Raw genomic sequence first — 16,186 nt, 5'->3', positions numbered from 1 at the left:
GGTCGCGCCGACGTCTCACTCAGGCGGTCACGCGCCGCCCGACGTCGCGCCCTCACCGACCCGGCGGCCGGTGACGCGGGTCGGCCGGATCCGCAGGTAGAGCTCCCGAGGACCTCCGGCCCACGGTTCGACACCCGACGCACGGACCGACGCGCGCTCCTCCTCCGACGCCACGTGGTGCAGCGAGCCCTGGATCAGGACGCTCCATCCCGAACGCGCCGCCGGGTCCAGCTCATCGATCTCGAACGCGACCTTGTATTCGGCGTTCTCGATCCCGGTCCGCAGATCCTCGTCGGTCGGGCTGTCCTGGGCGGTCCGGAAGACGATCGTGTCCTCGTGCAGTTTGTAGTTGACCGGGAGGATCGTGGGACCGTACCGGCCGACGTATCCCAGCCGCCCGACACCGCCCGGCGAGATCAACCGCAGGCACTCGGCCTCGTCCAGGGAGACCAGCGCCGGCGCGCCACCGCCCTGCCCCTGCTCTGCGGACCCGGACGCCTCACCAGTCATGCCATCACCCACATCGATCAGTCCTGTCTCAGTTCAGCGGGAGCGTACCAACCGGGACGTTCCCCGATCCCCGTCACCGAACCTGCGCCGAGGCCGGCCCGCCGATGCCGCGCGCGGACGGGAACGGTGTCTCGACGCCGCGCGGTGTCAGAGGGGATAGGCGTCGGCGCGCAGGTACGCGCGGACTCGGTCGACCAGGGTCCCACCCGAGGCGATGTGTTCGCTCCGCATCGGGCAGCCCGGCTCCGCGAGGGAGCGCCGGATCGCCGCCTTCTCCTTCGCCTCCAGCGCCTGCCGCCCGAGAACGACGAGTTCGTCCTCGCTGACGTGGTCGGCCAGCAGCGGGAAGAGTTCCTCCTCCTCGGCCCGCGCGTGCCGCAGCGCCGCGGCGTCCAGCTCCGCCAGGAGGGAGGTGATCTCCGAGCTGGTCAGATCAGGGCGGCTCAGGCTCCTCATGATCCGCTCGATGCGCCGATGCGCGGTGACCTCGTGGTCGACGAGTGCCGGTCCTTGCGGCAGACGGGCCCGGATCACCGGATAGACGTAGGTCTCCTCGGCGACCGAGTGCCGTACCGTCTCGGCGACCATCAGTACCACCAGCGAACGCCGCAGCCCGTCGAATTCGGTGAGGTAATCCAGCTCGGTCCGCAGCTGCTGGAGGTCGTGGTGATCCTGCGTCAGGACGCTGATGAGATCATCCGAATCTTGCATGATCGGCTCCGCCGGGTCTCTTGCGACCCCATGCCCCGGTCACGGACGGTGAAACGTCCCTTCGCGGGACACGGCCGGCTGGGCGAGACCCGCAGACAACGGTCACCACCCGTCTCTGCGAGCCCCTTGGGGCGCCGGGATGCCGATCATCGTCCGGCGGCCTCGATGCCGGGCCGGGAGAGCGTACGGAAGATCTCGTCGATCTCCTCCGGCGTGCTCTGCGGGCTCTCGGCGAGCCACCACTCCAGGCAGGCGAGGTGTGAGGAGACGATGAAGCGGACGACCGCCTCGCGGGGCACTCCGCCAGGGGTAGTGGAGGGGAGCTCGTCGCGGACGACATCGGCGAGCAGCTCCTCGATGTGCCTCAGCACAGACCGGAGGCCGCTCTGGGTGAAGATGGCCCGCGCGAGGTTCCGCTGCTCGTGGATGTGGCGCAGGAACGGCAGGCTGAAACGCAGGGGGTCGCGGTTCGCTGCCGCGGTGGCGTTCGGCGCCGGTTGGCCGATCAGGGAACGGAGATCGGCGAAGCCGTCCTTGAGCAGCTCGTCCTTGTTCGAGTAGTGGTTGTAGAAGGTCGAGCGGCCGACGTCGGCACTGTCGATGATGTCCTGGATCGTCACGCTCTCATAGCCCTTCTCCGCCATGAGCTGGAGGAGGGCGCGCTGTAGTGCCTGCTGGGTGCGGCGGACCCTGCGGTCGGGCTTTGTGACCATCGTCACCCCAAGTTCCTGGACACCGGCTGCGGACGCTGTTCGATTCCGCACATCACGCCGCGGCCTGCTTCTTGCCCGGCGTACGTTCCTGGACCTTAATCCTCTAGTGAACATCCGTCCAGAAACTCTGTGCCAAGGATGAGGTGCTGCCTCATGTCGCCTCCGATGGAGAACTCCGCAGGTGAGCCGGTGATCCTCGCTCGCGGACTCGGCAAGACCTATCCGCTGCCCTCAGGGGAGGTCACCGCGCTCGGCGGGATCGACCTGCAGGTCGCGTCAGGGGAATTCGTCGCCGTGGTGGGCCGGTCAGGCAGTGGCAAGACCACACTGCTGAACCTGCTGGCCGGGATCGACCGGCCCACCGCCGGAGAGATCGTCCTGGCGGGTACGCCCGTCCACACGCTCAAGGGCTCGCAGCTCGCCGCCTGGCGGGGCCGGTGCATCGGCCTCGTGTTCCAGTTCTTCCAGCTCCTGCCCACCCTGACCGTGGCGGAGAACGTGATGCTGCCGATGGACCTGTGCGACACCTTCCCGGCACGGCACCGCCGCGCCCGGGCCCTGGAACTGCTGACCGAGGTCGGAATCCGCGAACAGGCGGACAAACTCCCCTCCGCACTCTCGGGCGGACAGCAACAGCGCGCCGCGATCGCGCGGGCCCTGGCGAACGAGCCCCCGGTGCTGCTGGCCGACGAACCGACCGGCAACCTCGACTCGGCCACCTCGGACAGCGTGCTGGACCTGTTCGCTCACATGGCGGCAGACGGCCGGACCGTGCTCATGGTCACCCACGAACGCGACCTGTCCCGCCACGCCACCCGGCAGATCACCCTCGCCGACGGTCTGATCAGCAAGGACACGACGACCCGGAGCGTACGACAGGGCGTGGCCTCGTGACCCGCCTGCGCCTACGGAAACTGGGCCGCGACCTGTGGGCCACCCGCTCCCGGGTCGCGATGATGACGGTCGCGATCGCGGTCAGCGTGCTCGCGGTCACCGCCTTTCTCACCGCCCGGGCGATCATCGGCCGGGAGATCACCCGGAACTACCAGGCCACTCACCCGGCCTCCGCCACCCTGCATGTCCCCGGCGGCGTCGACACCGCCACCCTCGCCGCCGCGCGTGCCGAGCCCGGTGTCCTGGACGCCACCGCCCGCAGCACCATCCAGGCCCGCATCAGGGTTGGGGACGGACCATGGCGCACCCTGGTCCTCTTCGCCTCCGACCCGGCCGATCCCCAGCGGATCGCCACGGTCGCCGTGGAGACCGGAAGCTGGCCCCCACTCAAGGGGTCTCTGCTCCTGGAGCGCACCGCCCTCGGCTTCCTGGGGGTGAGCACCGGCCGGCGAGTGACGGTCGAGGCATCCGGTGGTGCGCCGACACCCATGACGGTGGCCGGTTCGGTACACGACGGCGGAGTGGCGCCGGCCGGGCAGGAGCAGACCGCCTACGGCTACGCCACCACCACCGCTCTGGCCCTCCTGGGACGGCCCCAGACCCTGGACCAACTACGCATCGTCGTCGGCGACCACTCCACGGCATCCACCAGCTCCTCGGTCATCGACCGCACCGCGCAGCGCGTCGCCGCCCGGATGAAGGCACTGGGTCACCCGGTCGGCAGCATCGACATCCCGCCCCCGGGCCGGCATCCCCACCAGGGGCAGATGGTCATGGTCGGGTTCGTGCTCCTGGCCTTCGGACTGATGGCGCTGCTGCTGGCCTCGATCCTGGTCGCCACCATGCTCGGCGGCATGCTGACCGCACAGATCCGGCAGATCGGGGCGATGAAGGCGGTCGGCGCCCGCACCGGCCAGATACTCCAGATGTACCTGGCACTGGCCGCCGTCATCGCGCTCACCGCCACCGCACTCGCGCTCGCACCCGGACTCGCCCTGGGGCGCGCCCTGGCCGGGCAGGGCGCACGCCTGCTCAACCTCGACATCGCCGGCGAGTCCGTACCCGCCTGGGTGTACGCGGTCGCGCTGGGCGCGGGAGTCGGCCTGCCCTTGCTGGTGGCCCTGGTGCCACTGCTGCGCGGCAGCCGTATCACCGTCCGCCAGGCCATCGACGACCACGGAGCCGATCCCGCTGTGCTGGGCGGCTTCCTCGAACGGTTCCTGACCCGCCTTCGCGGCCCCAGCCGGATCCAGGTGATGGCGCTGCGCAACATGTTCCGGCGCCGCGGGCGCCTGGTGCTCAGCGTCGGACTGCTCGGCGTCGCCGGAGCCATGTTCCTCACCGGGCTGAACACCGCGGGCGGCTGGAGCTCCCTCGTCGCCCAGAGCATCAGCCGGCGCGACTACGACATCGAGGTGCGGCTCGACAAGGCCTACCCCGCCGACGGGCTCGTGGCACTCGCACGCTCCACCCGAGGGGTGGTGGCCGCCGAGGCGTGGGGCCGGACCGCGGCCACCGTCCACACGGCCGGACGGGTCGACGTGGCGCACGTCTATCCCGACGAAGCCCACGACAGCTTCACCGTGATGGCGCCACCCGCCGACACCCGCCTGATGCACCTGCCGCTCATGGCCGGCCGGTGGCTGCGACCCGAAGACACCGGGGCCGTCGTGCTGAACAACCTGGTGCCTGCGCAACAGGCCCCCGGCACCACCGTCGGCGGCACCGTCACCGTCACCATCGCCGGACGCCCCGTCACCCGCCGGGTGGTGGGTATCGTCTCCGACTTCGGCACCCTCGGCGCCGCCTACCTCACCGACCGGGACTACGCCGCCGTCACCGGCGCCCCCGGCCAGGCCGAACTGCTCCGCGTCGTCACCGACCGCCACGACCCCGCGAGCCGGCAGGCGGTCCTCGACCGGCTGGACGACGCGCTGACCCGTTCGGGCACGGGCATCCAGCAGGCCACCACCATCGACACGCTGCGCGTGGCGCTGGACGGACACGTCCTGGTCCTGGCCGACGCCCTGATCGCCCTCGCGGTCGTGATGGGCTTCGTCGGACTGCTGGGTCTCGCCTCCGCACTGAGCACCGGCGTCCTGGAACGGACCCGGGAGTTCGGCGTGCTGCGCACGCTCGGCGCCACCGCTTCCGCGATCCGTACCGTCGTCGTCACCGAAGGCGTCCTGACGGCCGCGCTCAGCCTGCTGTTCGCGACGGTCGCGGCCCTGCCCCTGACCGGGGTGTTCGGGAACTTCATCGGCAACCAGGCGTTCCGGCAGAACCTCCCATTCGAGTTCTCGTTCCCGGCGCTCGCGCTGTGGAGCCTGCTCACCCTGGCGGGCGCCGCCGCGGCCAGCGCCGCAGCCGCCCGACGCGCCTCGCTGACGACCGTACGCGAAGCCCTCGTCAGTCTTTGACACCGATCCCGACCGCCGTAGCACCCATTTCAGAGGACACGACACCATGAGCCGTAGCCGCAAGATCCTGCTGGTCCTCCTCGGCATCGCCGTTCTGATGGCGACCATCCACTTCACCATCAACGGCATCCCGGCCCTCAGCAGCCTCAACCCCCACGGCCACTGATCCGCCACCGGACATCCGCACATCCCTGAGGCACCATCGTGCCCCTCGTGGAAGCCGTCGGGCCGGCCCTGCCCGCCCGCCGAGCGATGCGCCGACACCGGTACGTTGTTCCTCCCCGCTCACCTTCCGGAGGGCGGCTACCTGCACAGCGCCGGTGACGGCTGGGCACTGGCAGGGAGCTCGTGAATCCGGGCCACGGCACCACAGTGCCCTGGGGGCCCGGTCAACGGTTCTGCGGGGTGAGGGGTCGCCGGCGCGACCGGGCCGCAGTGGTACGGCGGGCGGGCCGCCACGTGGCGACCAGGGCGGCGGCGAGCAGGAGTTCGGCGATGTCGCCGCCGTAGTACATGATCTCCGCGCCGCCGCGGACCTGGGTGATGGGCGCGTGCACGTCGATGAGGAACCCGCCGTACATCAGCTGGGCGATGACGGCGTGGGCGGCGATGGCGACGCCGAGGACCACCAGCCGGGCGGGAACGGCGGGGCGGGCGGGCGCCGGATCGGGACCGGCGATGACCCAGGCGAACAGGCACCCCGAGAGCAGGAAGTGGGCGTGCACGATCCAGTGCGCGCCCGCGTGGCCGGTGGTGGCGTCGTACAGCGGCGTGAAGTACAGCACGGCCAGGCCTCCGGTGCTCAGGAGCAGCGCGGTGACCGGGTGGGCCAGGACGCGCATCGGCCGGCCGCGCAGCGCGGCGGTCAGCCGGCGCGCGCGGGAGGCGGGAAGGGCGCCCAGCAGCGCGGTGACCGGGGCGCCCAGGACCAGGGCCAGGGGCGCGTACATCCCGATCAGCAGGTGCTGCAGCATGTGACCCCGGAAGTCCCGGTGGGCGAACGGCGCGATCGGCGGCAGAAGGGCCGCGGCGAGCAGGACGCACCCACTGAGGAACGCGGCGGTACGCCACCGGAACCTCAGGCGCGCCGGCCGCCGGGCGCGGTGGACGATCAGCAGGTAGGCCGCGGCGAGCAGCGCCACCGCCGCCACGGGCACCAGGCCGTCCCACGGCCCGGCGTCGTGGCCGCTCATCGGGTGCCCGTGCGTCACGAGGCCCGCGGCCGGCCGGTGGCACCGGTCTCGGGATCGAAGGGCGTGCCGGTGCGCTTCACCAGGTATCCCACGGCCATCAGCACGGCACCGAGCACGAGGAAGCCGATGTCCCACCAGACCTGGTACGGACCGGCGTGAACGTGGTGGACGCCGAGGATCTGGTGGTCCACGATGCCTTCGACGAGGTTGAACAGCCCCCAGCCGACCAGGACCCAGCCCCACAGCACGCGGGAGGTCCACACCCGGCGGCGCCGGTGGGTGACCCGCGAGTACAGGACGGCCAGCCCGGTCAGCACCGCCAGCCAGCACACGACGTGGAACAGGCCGTCCCACACCGTGTTCATCCGCAGGCCCGGAACGGTGCGGGGGTCGTAGAACCGCACGCCGATGTTGTCGGTGTCCGTGCTGCTGAGCATGTGGTGCCACTGCAGGAGCTGGTGCAGCAGGATGCCGTCGACGAAACCGCCGAGGCCCACGCCCAGCACGATGCCCGGCAGTTGCAGACTCGCCGGCCCGGCGTTCGCGCCGGTCCGGCCGGTGGCGGCCGCCATGGCCTCCTTCTTCCCCCGCGAGCCCGCGGCGGAACCGCTCAGTCGGCGATACCGGCCGCGAGCAGGGGAGTGAGGGTGATGCCGGGGTGTTCGCGTTCGATGCTGCGCAGGCGCCACTTGTCGCTGAAGACGGCGAGGAGGGTGCCGTCCAGGGCACGGGTGAGGACCTCGACGCCCCGCCGCCCCGCGAGGGCGTCCAGGGACGCCTGGTCGGTGACCCGCGCGGTGGTGTAGTCCAGGCGGGTCAGCTCGACCGGCGCGCCGAATTCCTCTTCCATGCGGTGCTGGACGACCTCGAACTGCAGCGGGCCGACCGCGGCCAGGACCGGGGCCTGGTCACCGCGTACGTCGCTGCGCAGCACCTGGACCGCGCCCTCGGCGCCGAGCTGGTCGATGCCGCGGCGGAACTGCTTGGCGCGGCCGTTGTCCCTGACCCGGGCGACCATGAAGTGCTCGGGCGCGAACGACGGGATCGGCGGGTAGGCGATGGGGGTCTTGACGTAGACGGTGTCGCCGACGGTCAGGCCGGCGGCGTTCGGAAGGCCGATCACGTCACCGGGATAGGCGACGTCCAGGGTCGAGCGGTCCCGGCCGAAGACCGTCTGGGCGTACTTCGTCACCAGCGGCCGGCCCGTCGGCTCGTGGACCACGGTCATTCCGCGTTCGAACCGGCCGGAGCAGACGCGGATGAAGGCCAGCCGGTCACGGTGGGCCCGGTCCATCCCCGCCTGGACCTTGAACACCTGCCCGGAGAACGGCCCGTCGACCGGCCGCTCCCGTCCGTCCGCACCGGTCCGGGGCATCGGCGCGGGGGCGAGCGCGCGAACCGCCTCCAGCAGGTCCCGTACGCCGAAGTTCGGCAGCGCGGCGCCGAACAGCACCGGGGTGCAGATCCCGGCGCGGTACGCCTCCGGGTCCAGGTCGGCGCCGATCTCGGCGATGAGCGCGAGCTCCTCCTGCGCGGTGTGCCAGGCGTCGCCCTCCTCCGCCGCCGCCCGTTCGGCCGGGAGGGTCTCCTCGATCGCCCGCGTGGCCCCGCCCGGCGTACGGCGGTAGCGGGTATAGGCGCCACTGGCGCGGTCGATCAGGCCGCGGAAGTCACCGGCGACGCCGACCGGCCAGTTCAAAGGAGCCGGGTGCAGGCCGATGCGCTGCTCCACCTCGTCCAGCAGTTCGAGGGGTTCGCGGCCGGGCCGGTCCCACTTGTTGACGAACGTGATGACCGGGATGCCCCGGTGGCGGCACACGTCGAAGAGCTTGAGCGTCTGGGCCTCCAGGCCCTTCGCGGAGTCCAGCAGCATGATCGCCGCGTCGACGGCGGCCAGCACCCGGTACGTGTCCTCGGAGAAGTCGGCGTGGCCGGGCGTGTCCAGAAGGTTCAGGAGCGTGTCGCCGAACTCGAACCGCAGCACCGAGGAGGTGATCGAGATGCCGCGGTCGCGTTCCATCTCCATCCAGTCGGAGGCGACTCCGCGCCGCCCGGCCTTGCCGTGGACCGCGCCGGCCTGCTCGATCGCCGCCGCGTGCAGCGCCAGCGCCTCGGTCAGCGTCGACTTGCCCGCGTCCGGGTGACTGATCACCGCGAACGTCCGGCGCCGGCCGGCCTGCGCCACGACGTCCGCGACCCGTCCGGTCTCCTGCTGAACCGCTGTCACCGTGCTCTTCCCTTCCGTACTTCCGTACGAGTCTGTTCTCTCCGACTCGGCCGGCGCCCGGCCCCGGCCGGCCGCCCTAGACGGCGGTGCCGGCGAGGTAGCCGGCGGTGGCGGCCAGCAGCCCCAGCGCCAGGCTCCCGAACGCGTTGAGGCCGGCCTCCAGGAGCGAGCCCTCCTCCAGGAGACGGGTGGTCTCGAAGCCGAAGGTGCTGAACGTGGTCAGCGCGCCGCAGAACCCGGTGCCGGCCACGGTGAGGACCGGCTTCGGCAGGTCGTGGGCGGCGCCGGTGAGCAGGCCGAGGATCAGGCAGCCGATGAGGTTGACGGTGAGGGTGCCCCAGGGGAGGACGCCGGCGACGCGCCGCTGGACGAACCGGTCGATCAGGTAGCGGCTCGGCGCTCCGACGGCACCGCCGAGCAGCACCAGCAGGACGGTCACCGTTCCACCTCGCCCGCGTCGCGGCCGACGTACCGGTAGACCTCGACGGGCTCGAGCGTGACCAGGCCCTCGCCGATGAGCTCGTCGAGTTCGAGCAGGAAGTCGACGAGCTTGTCCTCGGCGTCGACGATCACGATGGCCAGCGGCAGGTCCTCGCTGAGGGACAGGATCCGGCTGGTGTGGATCCGGGACGACGCGCCGAAGCCCTCGATGCCCCGGAACACGCTCGCGCCCGCCAGCCCGCGCTTGCGGGCGCGGTGCACGATCTCGGCGTAGAGCGGCTTGTGATGGTACTGGTCGGTCTCGCCGATGAAGATCGTCACCCGGCAGGCGGTGCCATGCAGTCTCATGCCCTTACTCCCCACGGTTCCGGCGTACGGGCAGCCCGGCGATCAGGCGGGCCAGGGCGATTCCGCACCAGACCGCGACCAGACCGCCCACCAGGCTATTGACCGCATAGGCGTCGGCGAGCGTCCACGCGCCATGTCCCGCGAGATTCCTGACCTCCACGGCGAACGTCGAGAAGGTGGTGTAACCACCGAGGAAGCCGACACCGAGGAAGGGACGGACGTACCGGTTCGGCGGCCACACGTCGAGGACGAACACCATCAGCAGCCCGAGGGCGAAACACCCGGAGAGGTTGGTCAGGAACGTGGCCCAGGGGAAGTGACCGGCCTTGACCGGCAGGGCCTGGGAGACCAGGTACCGGGTGACGGTGCCGAGCGCGCCGCCCAGCGAGATCACCGCCAGGACGCTCCACTGCCGGTTCCGGCGTGGGGTCCCACGGACCGCGAAGACACCGCGTTCGGAATGGGCGTCTTCGTCACCGGGGCCGGCGTCGGGGTCGATCGGAAGACCGGCGGGCTCCTCGACGTGATGGCCGGCCGCGCCGTCGGGGAACGGGGAGGTCACGACATCCTTTCCTCTGCCATCTCCCATTCTGCCCTAACGGCGCGCGCGCTCGTCACGCCGCAGCCGGCGCCGCCGTCCACCAGGGCCGACGGAGGCGCGACGCGGTCACCAACGGTCGTGGTGGAGCACGGTGTCCAGGGGGCGCCGGCGGCGCCAGCCGTGCCGCTCGAGGTCCGGCACGGTCTCCAGATGAGTGACCGGCCCCAGGCACAGCCAGGCGACCGGGCGGATCCCGTCCGGGATGCCGAGCAGCCGGCGTACGAACGGCTCCCGGTAGAAGGACACCCAGCCGACGCCGAGTCTCTCGGCGGTGGCGGCCAGCCACAGGTTCTGGATGGCGAGGCAGACCGAGTACAGGCCCGCGTCGGCGATGGCGTGCCGTCCCAGCACCGCCGGGCCGCCTCGTTCGGGATCGTAGGTGACCACGATCGACAGGCTGCTCTCCAGCACACCGTCGATCTTGATTCGGGCGAAGCGGTCGGCGTCGGCCCCGCTGAGAGTGGCCGCGAACGCGGCGCGTTCGTGCTGGACATGGTCGTGGAAGGAGTGCCGGAGGGCCGGGTCCCGTACGAGGACGAAGTCCCAGGGCTGGGACAGCCCGACGCTGGGCGCGGCGTGCGCGGCGGTCAGGACCCGGTGAAGGACCTCGTCGGGGATCGGCGCGCCGGTGAACTGGGCGCGCACGTCGCGGCGACGGTGGATCAGGTCGTAGATGCCGTTGTTCATGGGCAGTGCTCCCGCTGCGTACGGACGTGGGTGGTGGACGCCGATCCGGTCGGCGGACCGGCGGTGACCACGATCGTGCAGCCGCGCGTCTCGCGGCGACCCGGGGCACGCGTCCCGGCCGTGCCGGCGGTGGACGAACCGATCACCCGGCGCGCGCATCCCATGGGTGAACCAGACTCTCGATCTTCGAAGGACGGTGTCGTGCTCCGCCATCCACGATTCACCACCCTCGTCGCGGTCGCCTCGACGGCGACGGCGCTGACCGCGTGCAGCGCCACGACCGGCGTCCGCGCCGGTCACGGCGTCTCCGCGACCGCGAAGGCACCGGCGGTGCGGTTCCAGACGTGGCTGTACCCCGGCGGGCCCGGCGAGCCGTCCTGCACCGCGGCCTCCGAGTACGCCGACGACCGGGTGAAGGACGGATCACTGAACCCGGAGTACTGGTCGGTCAAGTCCGATGGCTCGGTCACGCTGGAGGCCTCCGGCGATGGCACGTGCAACACCTACAGTCCGGCGAACGTCGCGGATCTGAAGGCGCACTCCGCCCATCAGTACCCCACGCTCTCGGCCATGAGCACCGCGGACGTTCGCGCCCTGGTCCGTACGAAGGCCAAGCGGACCGCGGCCATCGAGAAGGTCACCTCGCTGGTCGCCGAGGCGAACCTGAGCGGGGTGGATGTCGACATGGAGGACTACTGGTCCTGGAGCGCCGACGACTTCGCGGGGTACAAGGCGTTCCTGAAGGAACTGGCCACCGCCCTGCACGCGAAGGGCAAGCGCCTGCAGGTGGACGCCCCGGCGATGACCGAGGACGCCTCCTTCTACGACTACAGGGCCGTCAAGGCCACCGGCGTCGACGATCTCGTCATCATGGCCTACGACGAGGAGTACGACAGTGCGTCCGGGAAGGAGTGCCTGCCCATCGCGCCGTACGACTGGCTCAAGAAGGTGACCGCCTACGCCGAGAGCAGGGTCCCGGTGTCCGACCTCATCATCGGACTTCCCTCGTACGGCTACAGCGCTCCGGCGAAGTGCGACACCGGCAAGATCACCGGGAATGTCCACTTCAGCGAGATGAAGAAGAAGCCGGGCTTCGCGACCGACGCGGCGACGGTGGAGAAACGGCGTGACCCGTCCTCGGGCGAGATCCGCTGGACCTCGAACGGCACCCTGTACGACTACGTCGACCGGACCGCCCTGGACCGCAAGCTCCAGGTGCTCACCTCTCTCGGAGTGACCAGGGTCTCCGTCTGGTCGCTCGGCGGCGGCAACCCCTGGTTCAGCCGCTGACCGGCGCCTCGACCTTGATCACGCCGGCGCCGGGGTCGGCGAGGAGCATGGTGGCGTACGGCGCCGCCGGCACCCGCCCGAAGTCGGCGGCCAGGATCCCGGACAGCGGCAGCTCGGTCATCGGTACCGTCCTCCCCGGCAGGACCATGCCGGACCCGCGGGCGGGGACCCCGGTGCCCGCGGGTCCGGCACGGTGGTCAGCCGCCGAGCTCCGACGCGCCGTCGACAATGGTCCGTCCCGTCGTCACTGGGCGCCTTCCCCGATCCGGTCGGCCTCGCCGGCCACCGGGGCGCCTGGCTGCCCGGTGACCGCCAGGCGCTGGTACGGACGCGCGATCACGAAGTACACCGCGCCGATGACCAGGAGCACGACGATCACCATCAGGGTGATCCAGTCGAAGTTGAACAGGCTGCCGCGCGGGCTGGACAGGCCGGACGGCCAGACGATGTTGAGCAGCATCAGCGCGAGGTACGCCGCGGCGAGGATGCTGACCGGCCAGCCCCAGCGCCCGAGCCGGAACGTCCCGGCCGGCTGCCAGCCCCGGGCCCTGGCGATGATCGAACCCACCACGGTCAGCAGGAAGGACAGGTAGATCCCGGACACGCCGAAGGAGACCAGCAGGGTCAGCGCGTTGACGCCGGCGGGCAGCTCGAACCACAGGATGTGGACGTTGTGCGCCGGGTTGACGTTGACCAGCAGGGTGAACAGCACGGGGACGACGCCGGCGACCAGCAGCGCGTTGACCGGAGTGTGGAACCGCTTGGACACCACGCTGAGCTTGTGGCTGAACGGGACGGCCCTGTCCCGGGCGTAGGAGTACATCAGCCGCGAGCCCGCACCCTGGACCGCGGTGCCGCAGGAGAAGAAGGCGACGCACACCACCACCAGGAACAGGTTCTGCGACCAGGACGGGAGCTGACCGAGGATGGCGGGCACCCCGCCCTCGAACGACGCGGCGTTGGCGTAGCCCTTCGGGTCGGAGGGCATGGCCAGCAGCAGGCCGATGACGAGGACGGCCGAGGCCACCCCGCCGTACAGCAGCGCCGAGCGCATCGCCCGGGGCACGATGCGCGACGCCGACCTGGTCTCCTCGGCGATGTCCCCGGCGGACTCGAAGCCGTAGAAGATGTAGGCGTGCGCGAGTACCGCGACGAGCGCGGCGCCGGTGAGCCAGTGGCCGCCGAAGTCGACCTTGAGCGGATTGGCCGACGCGTGCTCGGCGCCCTTGCTGGAGAACAGGAAGCCGAACCCGTGGTGGAACCCGGCGATGCCCAGCGCGATGGCGACCCCGAAGGTGCCGATGGTCTCGACGAACACGCCGAGCTGGGAGATCCGCCCCATCAGCTTGGCGCCCACGGTGTTCATCAGGGTCTGGACCGCGATGAGCAGGACCGTGACCACCAGGATCGTGCCGTGCGCGGTGCCGTCCAGGTGCGTCCCGAACAGGTTGTTCAGCAGCGCGGTCAGATAACCGACGATGCCGGTGTCGACGCTGGCCACGGTGACGAGCAGGGCGAGACCGTAGATCCACCCGATCCACCAGCCGTACCGCGGGCCGACACTCCACTTTCCGTACTGGTACAGCGCGCCGGCGATCGGATAGTGGCTCGCCAGCTCCCCGAAGACCAGTGCCACCAGCAGCATGAAGCCGACCACCGGCACCATCAGCCACAGGTAGCGAGGTCCGGCGGTGCCCACCCCGAGCACGAACAGCGAGTACACCCCGACCATCGGCGACAGGTAAGAGAAGGCCACGCTGAAGTTGTCGAACAATCCCAGGACGCGGTGCAGTTCCTGTTTGTAGCCGAGGCGCTCCAGATGGGCCGCGTCCTCGTCATGTCCGGTCGACGAGCCGGTGCTGTCGGTCATGGTCGCCTCGTTGATCTGTCAGCCGGTCGGGGCGGACCGGAGGGGGCTGGTGATCTGCGCCGTGCGACCATGCCCGCGCACCCGTACCGACCGCGCTGTGCGACATGATCATTGCGTTGGGCCCGCAAATCATCTAGCCCTGAATGTTTTAGTGTCAAGGTGCAATACCAGGACGTGACGAAGGAAGGTGCGATGGCGACGGGACCGCCCGCATCCGGCCTCACCACCGCTGCCGTCCGGGCGCTCCAGGCACTGGGCAATGGCCCGGCCGGCCGGGCCGACCAGATCGCGGACCGGCTGGCCGAGGCCATCCGGCTCGGCTTGATCGCTCCCGGAGAGCGCCTGCCCTCCGAAGCGGTGCTGTCCGACCAACTCGGCGTCGCCACCCTGACGCTCCGGGAGGCGCTGGCGACCCTGCGGGAGCGCGGCCTCGTGGTGACCCGCCGCGGCCGGGCCGGCGGCAGCTTCGTCGCACGGCCTGCCGACGGCCCCCACAGCCGGCCGGGGCAGGCCGACCTGACCGTCCGGCAACTCCGCGAACTCGGCGACCTGCGGTCGGCGATCTTCGGCACCGCCGCGGCGCTCGCCGCCCGGCGCGCGACGGCACCGGAGATACAGACGTTGCGCCGGCGCGCCGCGCGACTGGCCGCGGCGAACACCGCCGCCGAGCGCCGCCAGGCGGACACCGAGTTCGGCGTCGCAGTCGCCCTGGCCGCCCAGTCACCCCGGCTCACCCAGGAAGAGGCGAACCTGCGCGCCGAATGGGGCGATCTGAGCTGGACTTTGCTCCGCGACACCGACCACGCCGAGACCGTACGAGGCCGGCTCGCCCTCGTCGACGCCGTCGCCGCCGGTGATCCTGAACAAGCCAGACGACTGGCCGAACAGCAGGTGGCGGACGAGGTGGAACTACTGATCCGGTGGCGCGTCGATGTCTACCGGACCGAGGTGGACCAGTGACGACCTCACCATCCGAACGGGCCTGGGCCTCCCTCGCCGACGACATCGAGCGCATCTTCCAGTCCCTGCGCGGCACCGCCGCCGCCTTCATGGCCTCCTACGCCGCCCGGCCCGGCCCCTACACGCTCGCCGACCTCGCCTCGCTCCGCCCACGCATCCGCGAGACCCTGGACGCCTTCGGGGACCTGGCCATCGGCACCGGCGTCGTGGCCGCCCCCGGCCTGCTGCGCGACGCCCCGTACTGGCTCGAATGGTGGTGGCGGCCCGGCGACGGAACCCCCGAGCCACTGCGCGTCAACCTCGACCCGGACGGCCCCGACTTCTTCGACTACTTCAACGACGAATGGTTCGAGGTGCCGATCCGCTCCGGCGACCCGCACGTCGCCGGCCCGTACGTCGACTACGCCTGCACGAACGAGTACACGTTCACGCTGTCCGTCCCCGTCCACCACGACACCCGGCCCCTCGGAGTGGCGGCCCTGGACGTCCCGTGCGACCGCCTGGAACGCCGCATCATGCCGGCCCTGTGCGCCGAGCCGTCCCCCCGCGCCCTGCTGAACCCCGACGGCCGCGTCATCGCGGCCAGCACCGCAGCCGCGGCCCCGGGCGACCGGCTGACCGCCCGGCGCGACGAGATAGATCCGGTACGCTCCGGCGCGCTGACCAGACTCTGCGCCCTGACGGGATGGGCGGTGACGTCCCCGCAATGCCGTCCATGATTCGGCCCCGGAAATGGAAACGGGAGTGCGTTTCGTCGGCGAGCAGAGATCGAACACATTCGCATCGGTGTTCTGACCCCCTGACCTGACCGGTGTGCGAGCCTCATGAATTCCTGGTGATCTATGAGGATCGGAGAACACCCTTGAGATATTCGGCGCGGTTCGCCCTCGTCGGTGCCGGCGTCGCCGGTCTGTCCTTCGCCGCGACCACGGCGAACGCGACCCCGGCCGGTCCGGGCGTCTCGGGCACGGTGATCACGGAGACGACCGTGGGCAACACCCACTACGTCCTGCGGGAGATCACCATCCCACCGCAGCAGAGCACCGGGTGGCACTTCCACGAGGGGAGACTGTTCGGAGTCGTCAAGCAGGGCACACTCAGCCACTTCGACGCCTCGTGCAAGTCCGATGGCGTCTACCCCGCCGGCAGCTCGATCGTCGAGCCGAGCGGCGCGAACCACGTGCACATCGGCCGCAACCTCAACAAGGTCCCGGTCGTACTCGACGTTCTCTACTCCCTCCCGGTCGGAGCACCCCTGTCGGATGACGCGCCCAACCCGGGATGCGACTTCCAGTGAAACCAGCTGACGCTCCGCGGCGAG

General features: G+C 70.8%; 19 protein-coding genes. 6 read left to right on the top strand and 13 right to left on the bottom strand.

Annotated features, from left to right (window positions below; genetic code table 11):
• Positions 1-27 precede the first annotated feature (27 nt).
• The 3 genes from NE235_RS28700 to NE235_RS28690 form a co-directional block, all read right to left on the bottom strand.
• Entirely contained in the window at positions 28-510 is a 483-nt protein-coding gene (locus NE235_RS28700; protein ID WP_252808391.1) for a pyridoxamine 5'-phosphate oxidase family protein, read from the bottom strand.
• A 147-nt stretch (positions 511-657) separates the two neighbouring features.
• Positions 658-1,221: a hemerythrin domain-containing protein gene (locus NE235_RS28695; RefSeq protein ID WP_252808390.1), complete on the bottom strand. Its 564-nt coding sequence runs from the start codon at positions 1,219-1,221 to the stop codon at positions 658-660.
• Between the two features lie 146 nt (positions 1,222-1,367).
• Positions 1,368-1,934 carry a TetR/AcrR family transcriptional regulator gene (locus NE235_RS28690; RefSeq protein WP_252808395.1) on the bottom strand — a complete coding sequence of 189 codons (567 nt, stop codon included), beginning with the start codon at positions 1,932-1,934 and terminating at the stop codon, positions 1,368-1,370.
• A gap of 153 nt (positions 1,935-2,087) precedes the next feature.
• Between NE235_RS28690 and NE235_RS28685 the strand changes: the two genes are divergently transcribed.
• Both NE235_RS28685 and NE235_RS28680 read left to right on the top strand, forming a co-directional pair.
• Positions 2,088-2,828 (top strand): ABC transporter ATP-binding protein, encoded by a 741-nt coding sequence (locus NE235_RS28685; protein WP_252808389.1) that lies wholly within the window; start codon positions 2,088-2,090, stop codon positions 2,826-2,828.
• The gene (locus NE235_RS28680; protein ID WP_252808388.1) at positions 2,825-5,248 is read left to right on the top strand and encodes an ABC transporter permease; all 2,424 of its coding nucleotides are present in this window, start codon (positions 2,825-2,827) and stop codon (positions 5,246-5,248) included. Before NE235_RS28685 ends, NE235_RS28680 begins: the two co-directional genes overlap by 4 nt.
• Before the next feature lie 389 nt (positions 5,249-5,637).
• Here NE235_RS28680 and NE235_RS28675 read toward each other — a convergent pair whose 3' ends face one another.
• The 8 genes from NE235_RS28675 to NE235_RS28640 all read right to left on the bottom strand — a co-directional run bounded on the left by NE235_RS28675 (position 5,638) and on the right by NE235_RS28640 (position 10,909).
• Positions 5,638-6,441 (bottom strand): cytochrome c oxidase assembly protein, encoded by an 804-nt coding sequence (locus tag NE235_RS28675; protein WP_252808387.1) that lies wholly within the window; start codon positions 6,439-6,441, stop codon positions 5,638-5,640.
• Positions 6,442-6,455: 14 nt separating this feature from the next.
• Positions 6,456-7,013 (bottom strand): DUF2243 domain-containing protein, encoded by a 558-nt coding sequence (locus NE235_RS28670; protein ID WP_252808386.1) that lies wholly within the window; start codon positions 7,011-7,013, stop codon positions 6,456-6,458.
• A gap of 38 nt (positions 7,014-7,051) precedes the next feature.
• Positions 7,052-8,668 (bottom strand): peptide chain release factor 3, encoded by a 1,617-nt coding sequence (locus NE235_RS28665; protein ID WP_252808385.1) that lies wholly within the window; start codon positions 8,666-8,668, stop codon positions 7,052-7,054.
• A gap of 76 nt (positions 8,669-8,744) precedes the next feature.
• Complete coding sequence (gene crcB, locus NE235_RS28660) at positions 8,745-9,107, bottom strand: fluoride efflux transporter CrcB (RefSeq protein WP_252808384.1); 363 nt, start codon at positions 9,105-9,107, stop codon at positions 8,745-8,747.
• Complete coding sequence (locus NE235_RS28655; RefSeq protein WP_252808383.1) at positions 9,104-9,457, bottom strand: DUF190 domain-containing protein; 354 nt, start codon at positions 9,455-9,457, stop codon at positions 9,104-9,106. The genes crcB (NE235_RS28660) and NE235_RS28655 overlap by 4 nt, the downstream gene beginning before the upstream one ends.
• A 4-nt stretch (positions 9,458-9,461) precedes the next feature.
• Entirely contained in the window at positions 9,462-10,019 is a 558-nt protein-coding gene (gene crcB / locus NE235_RS28650) for a fluoride efflux transporter CrcB (protein WP_252808382.1), read from the bottom strand.
• 105 nt (positions 10,020-10,124) lie between these two features.
• Positions 10,125-10,745 (bottom strand): 5,6-dimethylbenzimidazole synthase, encoded by a 621-nt coding sequence (bluB, locus tag NE235_RS28645; protein WP_252808381.1) that lies wholly within the window; start codon positions 10,743-10,745, stop codon positions 10,125-10,127.
• Entirely contained in the window at positions 10,742-10,909 is a 168-nt protein-coding gene (locus NE235_RS28640; RefSeq protein ID WP_252808380.1) for a hypothetical protein, read from the bottom strand. Before NE235_RS28640 ends, bluB begins: the two co-directional genes overlap by 4 nt.
• A gap of 37 nt (positions 10,910-10,946) precedes the next feature.
• On the opposite strand from NE235_RS28640, the gene NE235_RS28635 reads away from it, so the two are divergent.
• Positions 10,947-12,035, top strand: coding sequence for a glycosyl hydrolase family 18 protein (locus NE235_RS28635; protein WP_252808379.1), 1,089 nt, complete (start codon positions 10,947-10,949; stop codon positions 12,033-12,035).
• Here the strand turns inward: NE235_RS28635 and NE235_RS28630 are convergent.
• Positions 12,025-12,156 (bottom strand): CoA transferase, encoded by a 132-nt coding sequence (locus NE235_RS28630; RefSeq protein ID WP_406567650.1) that lies wholly within the window; start codon positions 12,154-12,156, stop codon positions 12,025-12,027. The two genes, NE235_RS28635 and NE235_RS28630, sit on opposite strands and share 11 nt — an antisense overlap.
• Positions 12,157-12,279: 123 nt before the next feature.
• Positions 12,280-13,905 (bottom strand): APC family permease, encoded by a 1,626-nt coding sequence (locus NE235_RS28625; protein ID WP_252808378.1) that lies wholly within the window; start codon positions 13,903-13,905, stop codon positions 12,280-12,282.
• 192 nt (positions 13,906-14,097) lie between these two features.
• On the opposite strand from NE235_RS28625, the gene NE235_RS28620 reads away from it, so the two are divergent.
• The 3 genes from NE235_RS28620 (at position 14,098) to NE235_RS28610 (ending at position 16,162) form a co-directional block, all read left to right on the top strand.
• Positions 14,098-14,865 (top strand): FadR/GntR family transcriptional regulator, encoded by a 768-nt coding sequence (locus NE235_RS28620; RefSeq protein ID WP_252808377.1) that lies wholly within the window; start codon positions 14,098-14,100, stop codon positions 14,863-14,865.
• On the top strand, positions 14,862-15,584 hold the full coding sequence (locus NE235_RS28615; protein ID WP_252808376.1) for a cache domain-containing protein: 723 nt from the start codon (positions 14,862-14,864) through the stop codon (positions 15,582-15,584). The genes NE235_RS28620 and NE235_RS28615 overlap by 4 nt, the downstream gene beginning before the upstream one ends.
• Before the next feature lie 143 nt (positions 15,585-15,727).
• Positions 15,728-16,162: a cupin domain-containing protein gene (locus NE235_RS28610; protein WP_252808375.1), complete on the top strand. Its 435-nt coding sequence runs from the start codon at positions 15,728-15,730 to the stop codon at positions 16,160-16,162.
• Positions 16,163-16,186: the final 24 nt, after the last annotated feature.

It is taken from the genome of Actinoallomurus spadix, assembly GCF_024055725.1.
Taxonomy (GTDB): Bacteria; Actinomycetota; Actinomycetes; order Streptosporangiales; family Streptosporangiaceae; genus Actinoallomurus; species Actinoallomurus spadix.
Note: the sequence above shows the minus strand (reverse complement) of the source record. Positions and strands in the feature narration are given on the sequence as shown.

What these genes read in the sequence shown, in the direction of transcription:
- NE235_RS28695 (WP_252808390.1), bottom strand. Translation starts at nt 1,221, where the DNA reads ATGCAAGATTCGGATGATCTCATCAGCGTCCTGACGCAGGATCACCAC.
- NE235_RS28675 (WP_252808387.1), bottom strand. Translation starts at nt 6,441, where the DNA reads ATGAGCGGCCACGACGCCGGGCCGTGGGACGGCCTGGTGCCCGTGGCG.
- NE235_RS28690 (WP_252808395.1), bottom strand. Translation starts at nt 1,934, where the DNA reads ATGGTCACAAAGCCCGACCGCAGGGTCCGCCGCACCCAGCAGGCACTA.
- NE235_RS28700 (WP_252808391.1), bottom strand. Translation starts at nt 510, where the DNA reads ATGACTGGTGAGGCGTCCGGGTCCGCAGAGCAGGGGCAGGGCGGTGGC.
- NE235_RS28625 (WP_252808378.1), bottom strand. Translation starts at nt 13,905, where the DNA reads ATGACCGACAGCACCGGCTCGTCGACCGGACATGACGAGGACGCGGCC.
- NE235_RS28640 (WP_252808380.1), bottom strand. Translation starts at nt 10,909, where the DNA reads ATGGGATGCGCGCGCCGGGTGATCGGTTCGTCCACCGCCGGCACGGCC.
- NE235_RS28670 (WP_252808386.1), bottom strand. Translation starts at nt 7,013, where the DNA reads ATGGCGGCCGCCACCGGCCGGACCGGCGCGAACGCCGGGCCGGCGAGT.
- NE235_RS28630 (WP_406567650.1), bottom strand. Translation starts at nt 12,156, where the DNA reads ATGACCGAGCTGCCGCTGTCCGGGATCCTGGCCGCCGACTTCGGGCGG.
- NE235_RS28685 (WP_252808389.1), top strand. Translation starts at nt 2,088, where the DNA reads ATGTCGCCTCCGATGGAGAACTCCGCAGGTGAGCCGGTGATCCTCGCT.
- NE235_RS28620 (WP_252808377.1), top strand. Translation starts at nt 14,098, where the DNA reads ATGGCGACGGGACCGCCCGCATCCGGCCTCACCACCGCTGCCGTCCGG.
- bluB (WP_252808381.1), bottom strand. Translation starts at nt 10,745, where the DNA reads ATGAACAACGGCATCTACGACCTGATCCACCGTCGCCGCGACGTGCGC.
- NE235_RS28655 (WP_252808383.1), bottom strand. Translation starts at nt 9,457, where the DNA reads ATGAGACTGCATGGCACCGCCTGCCGGGTGACGATCTTCATCGGCGAG.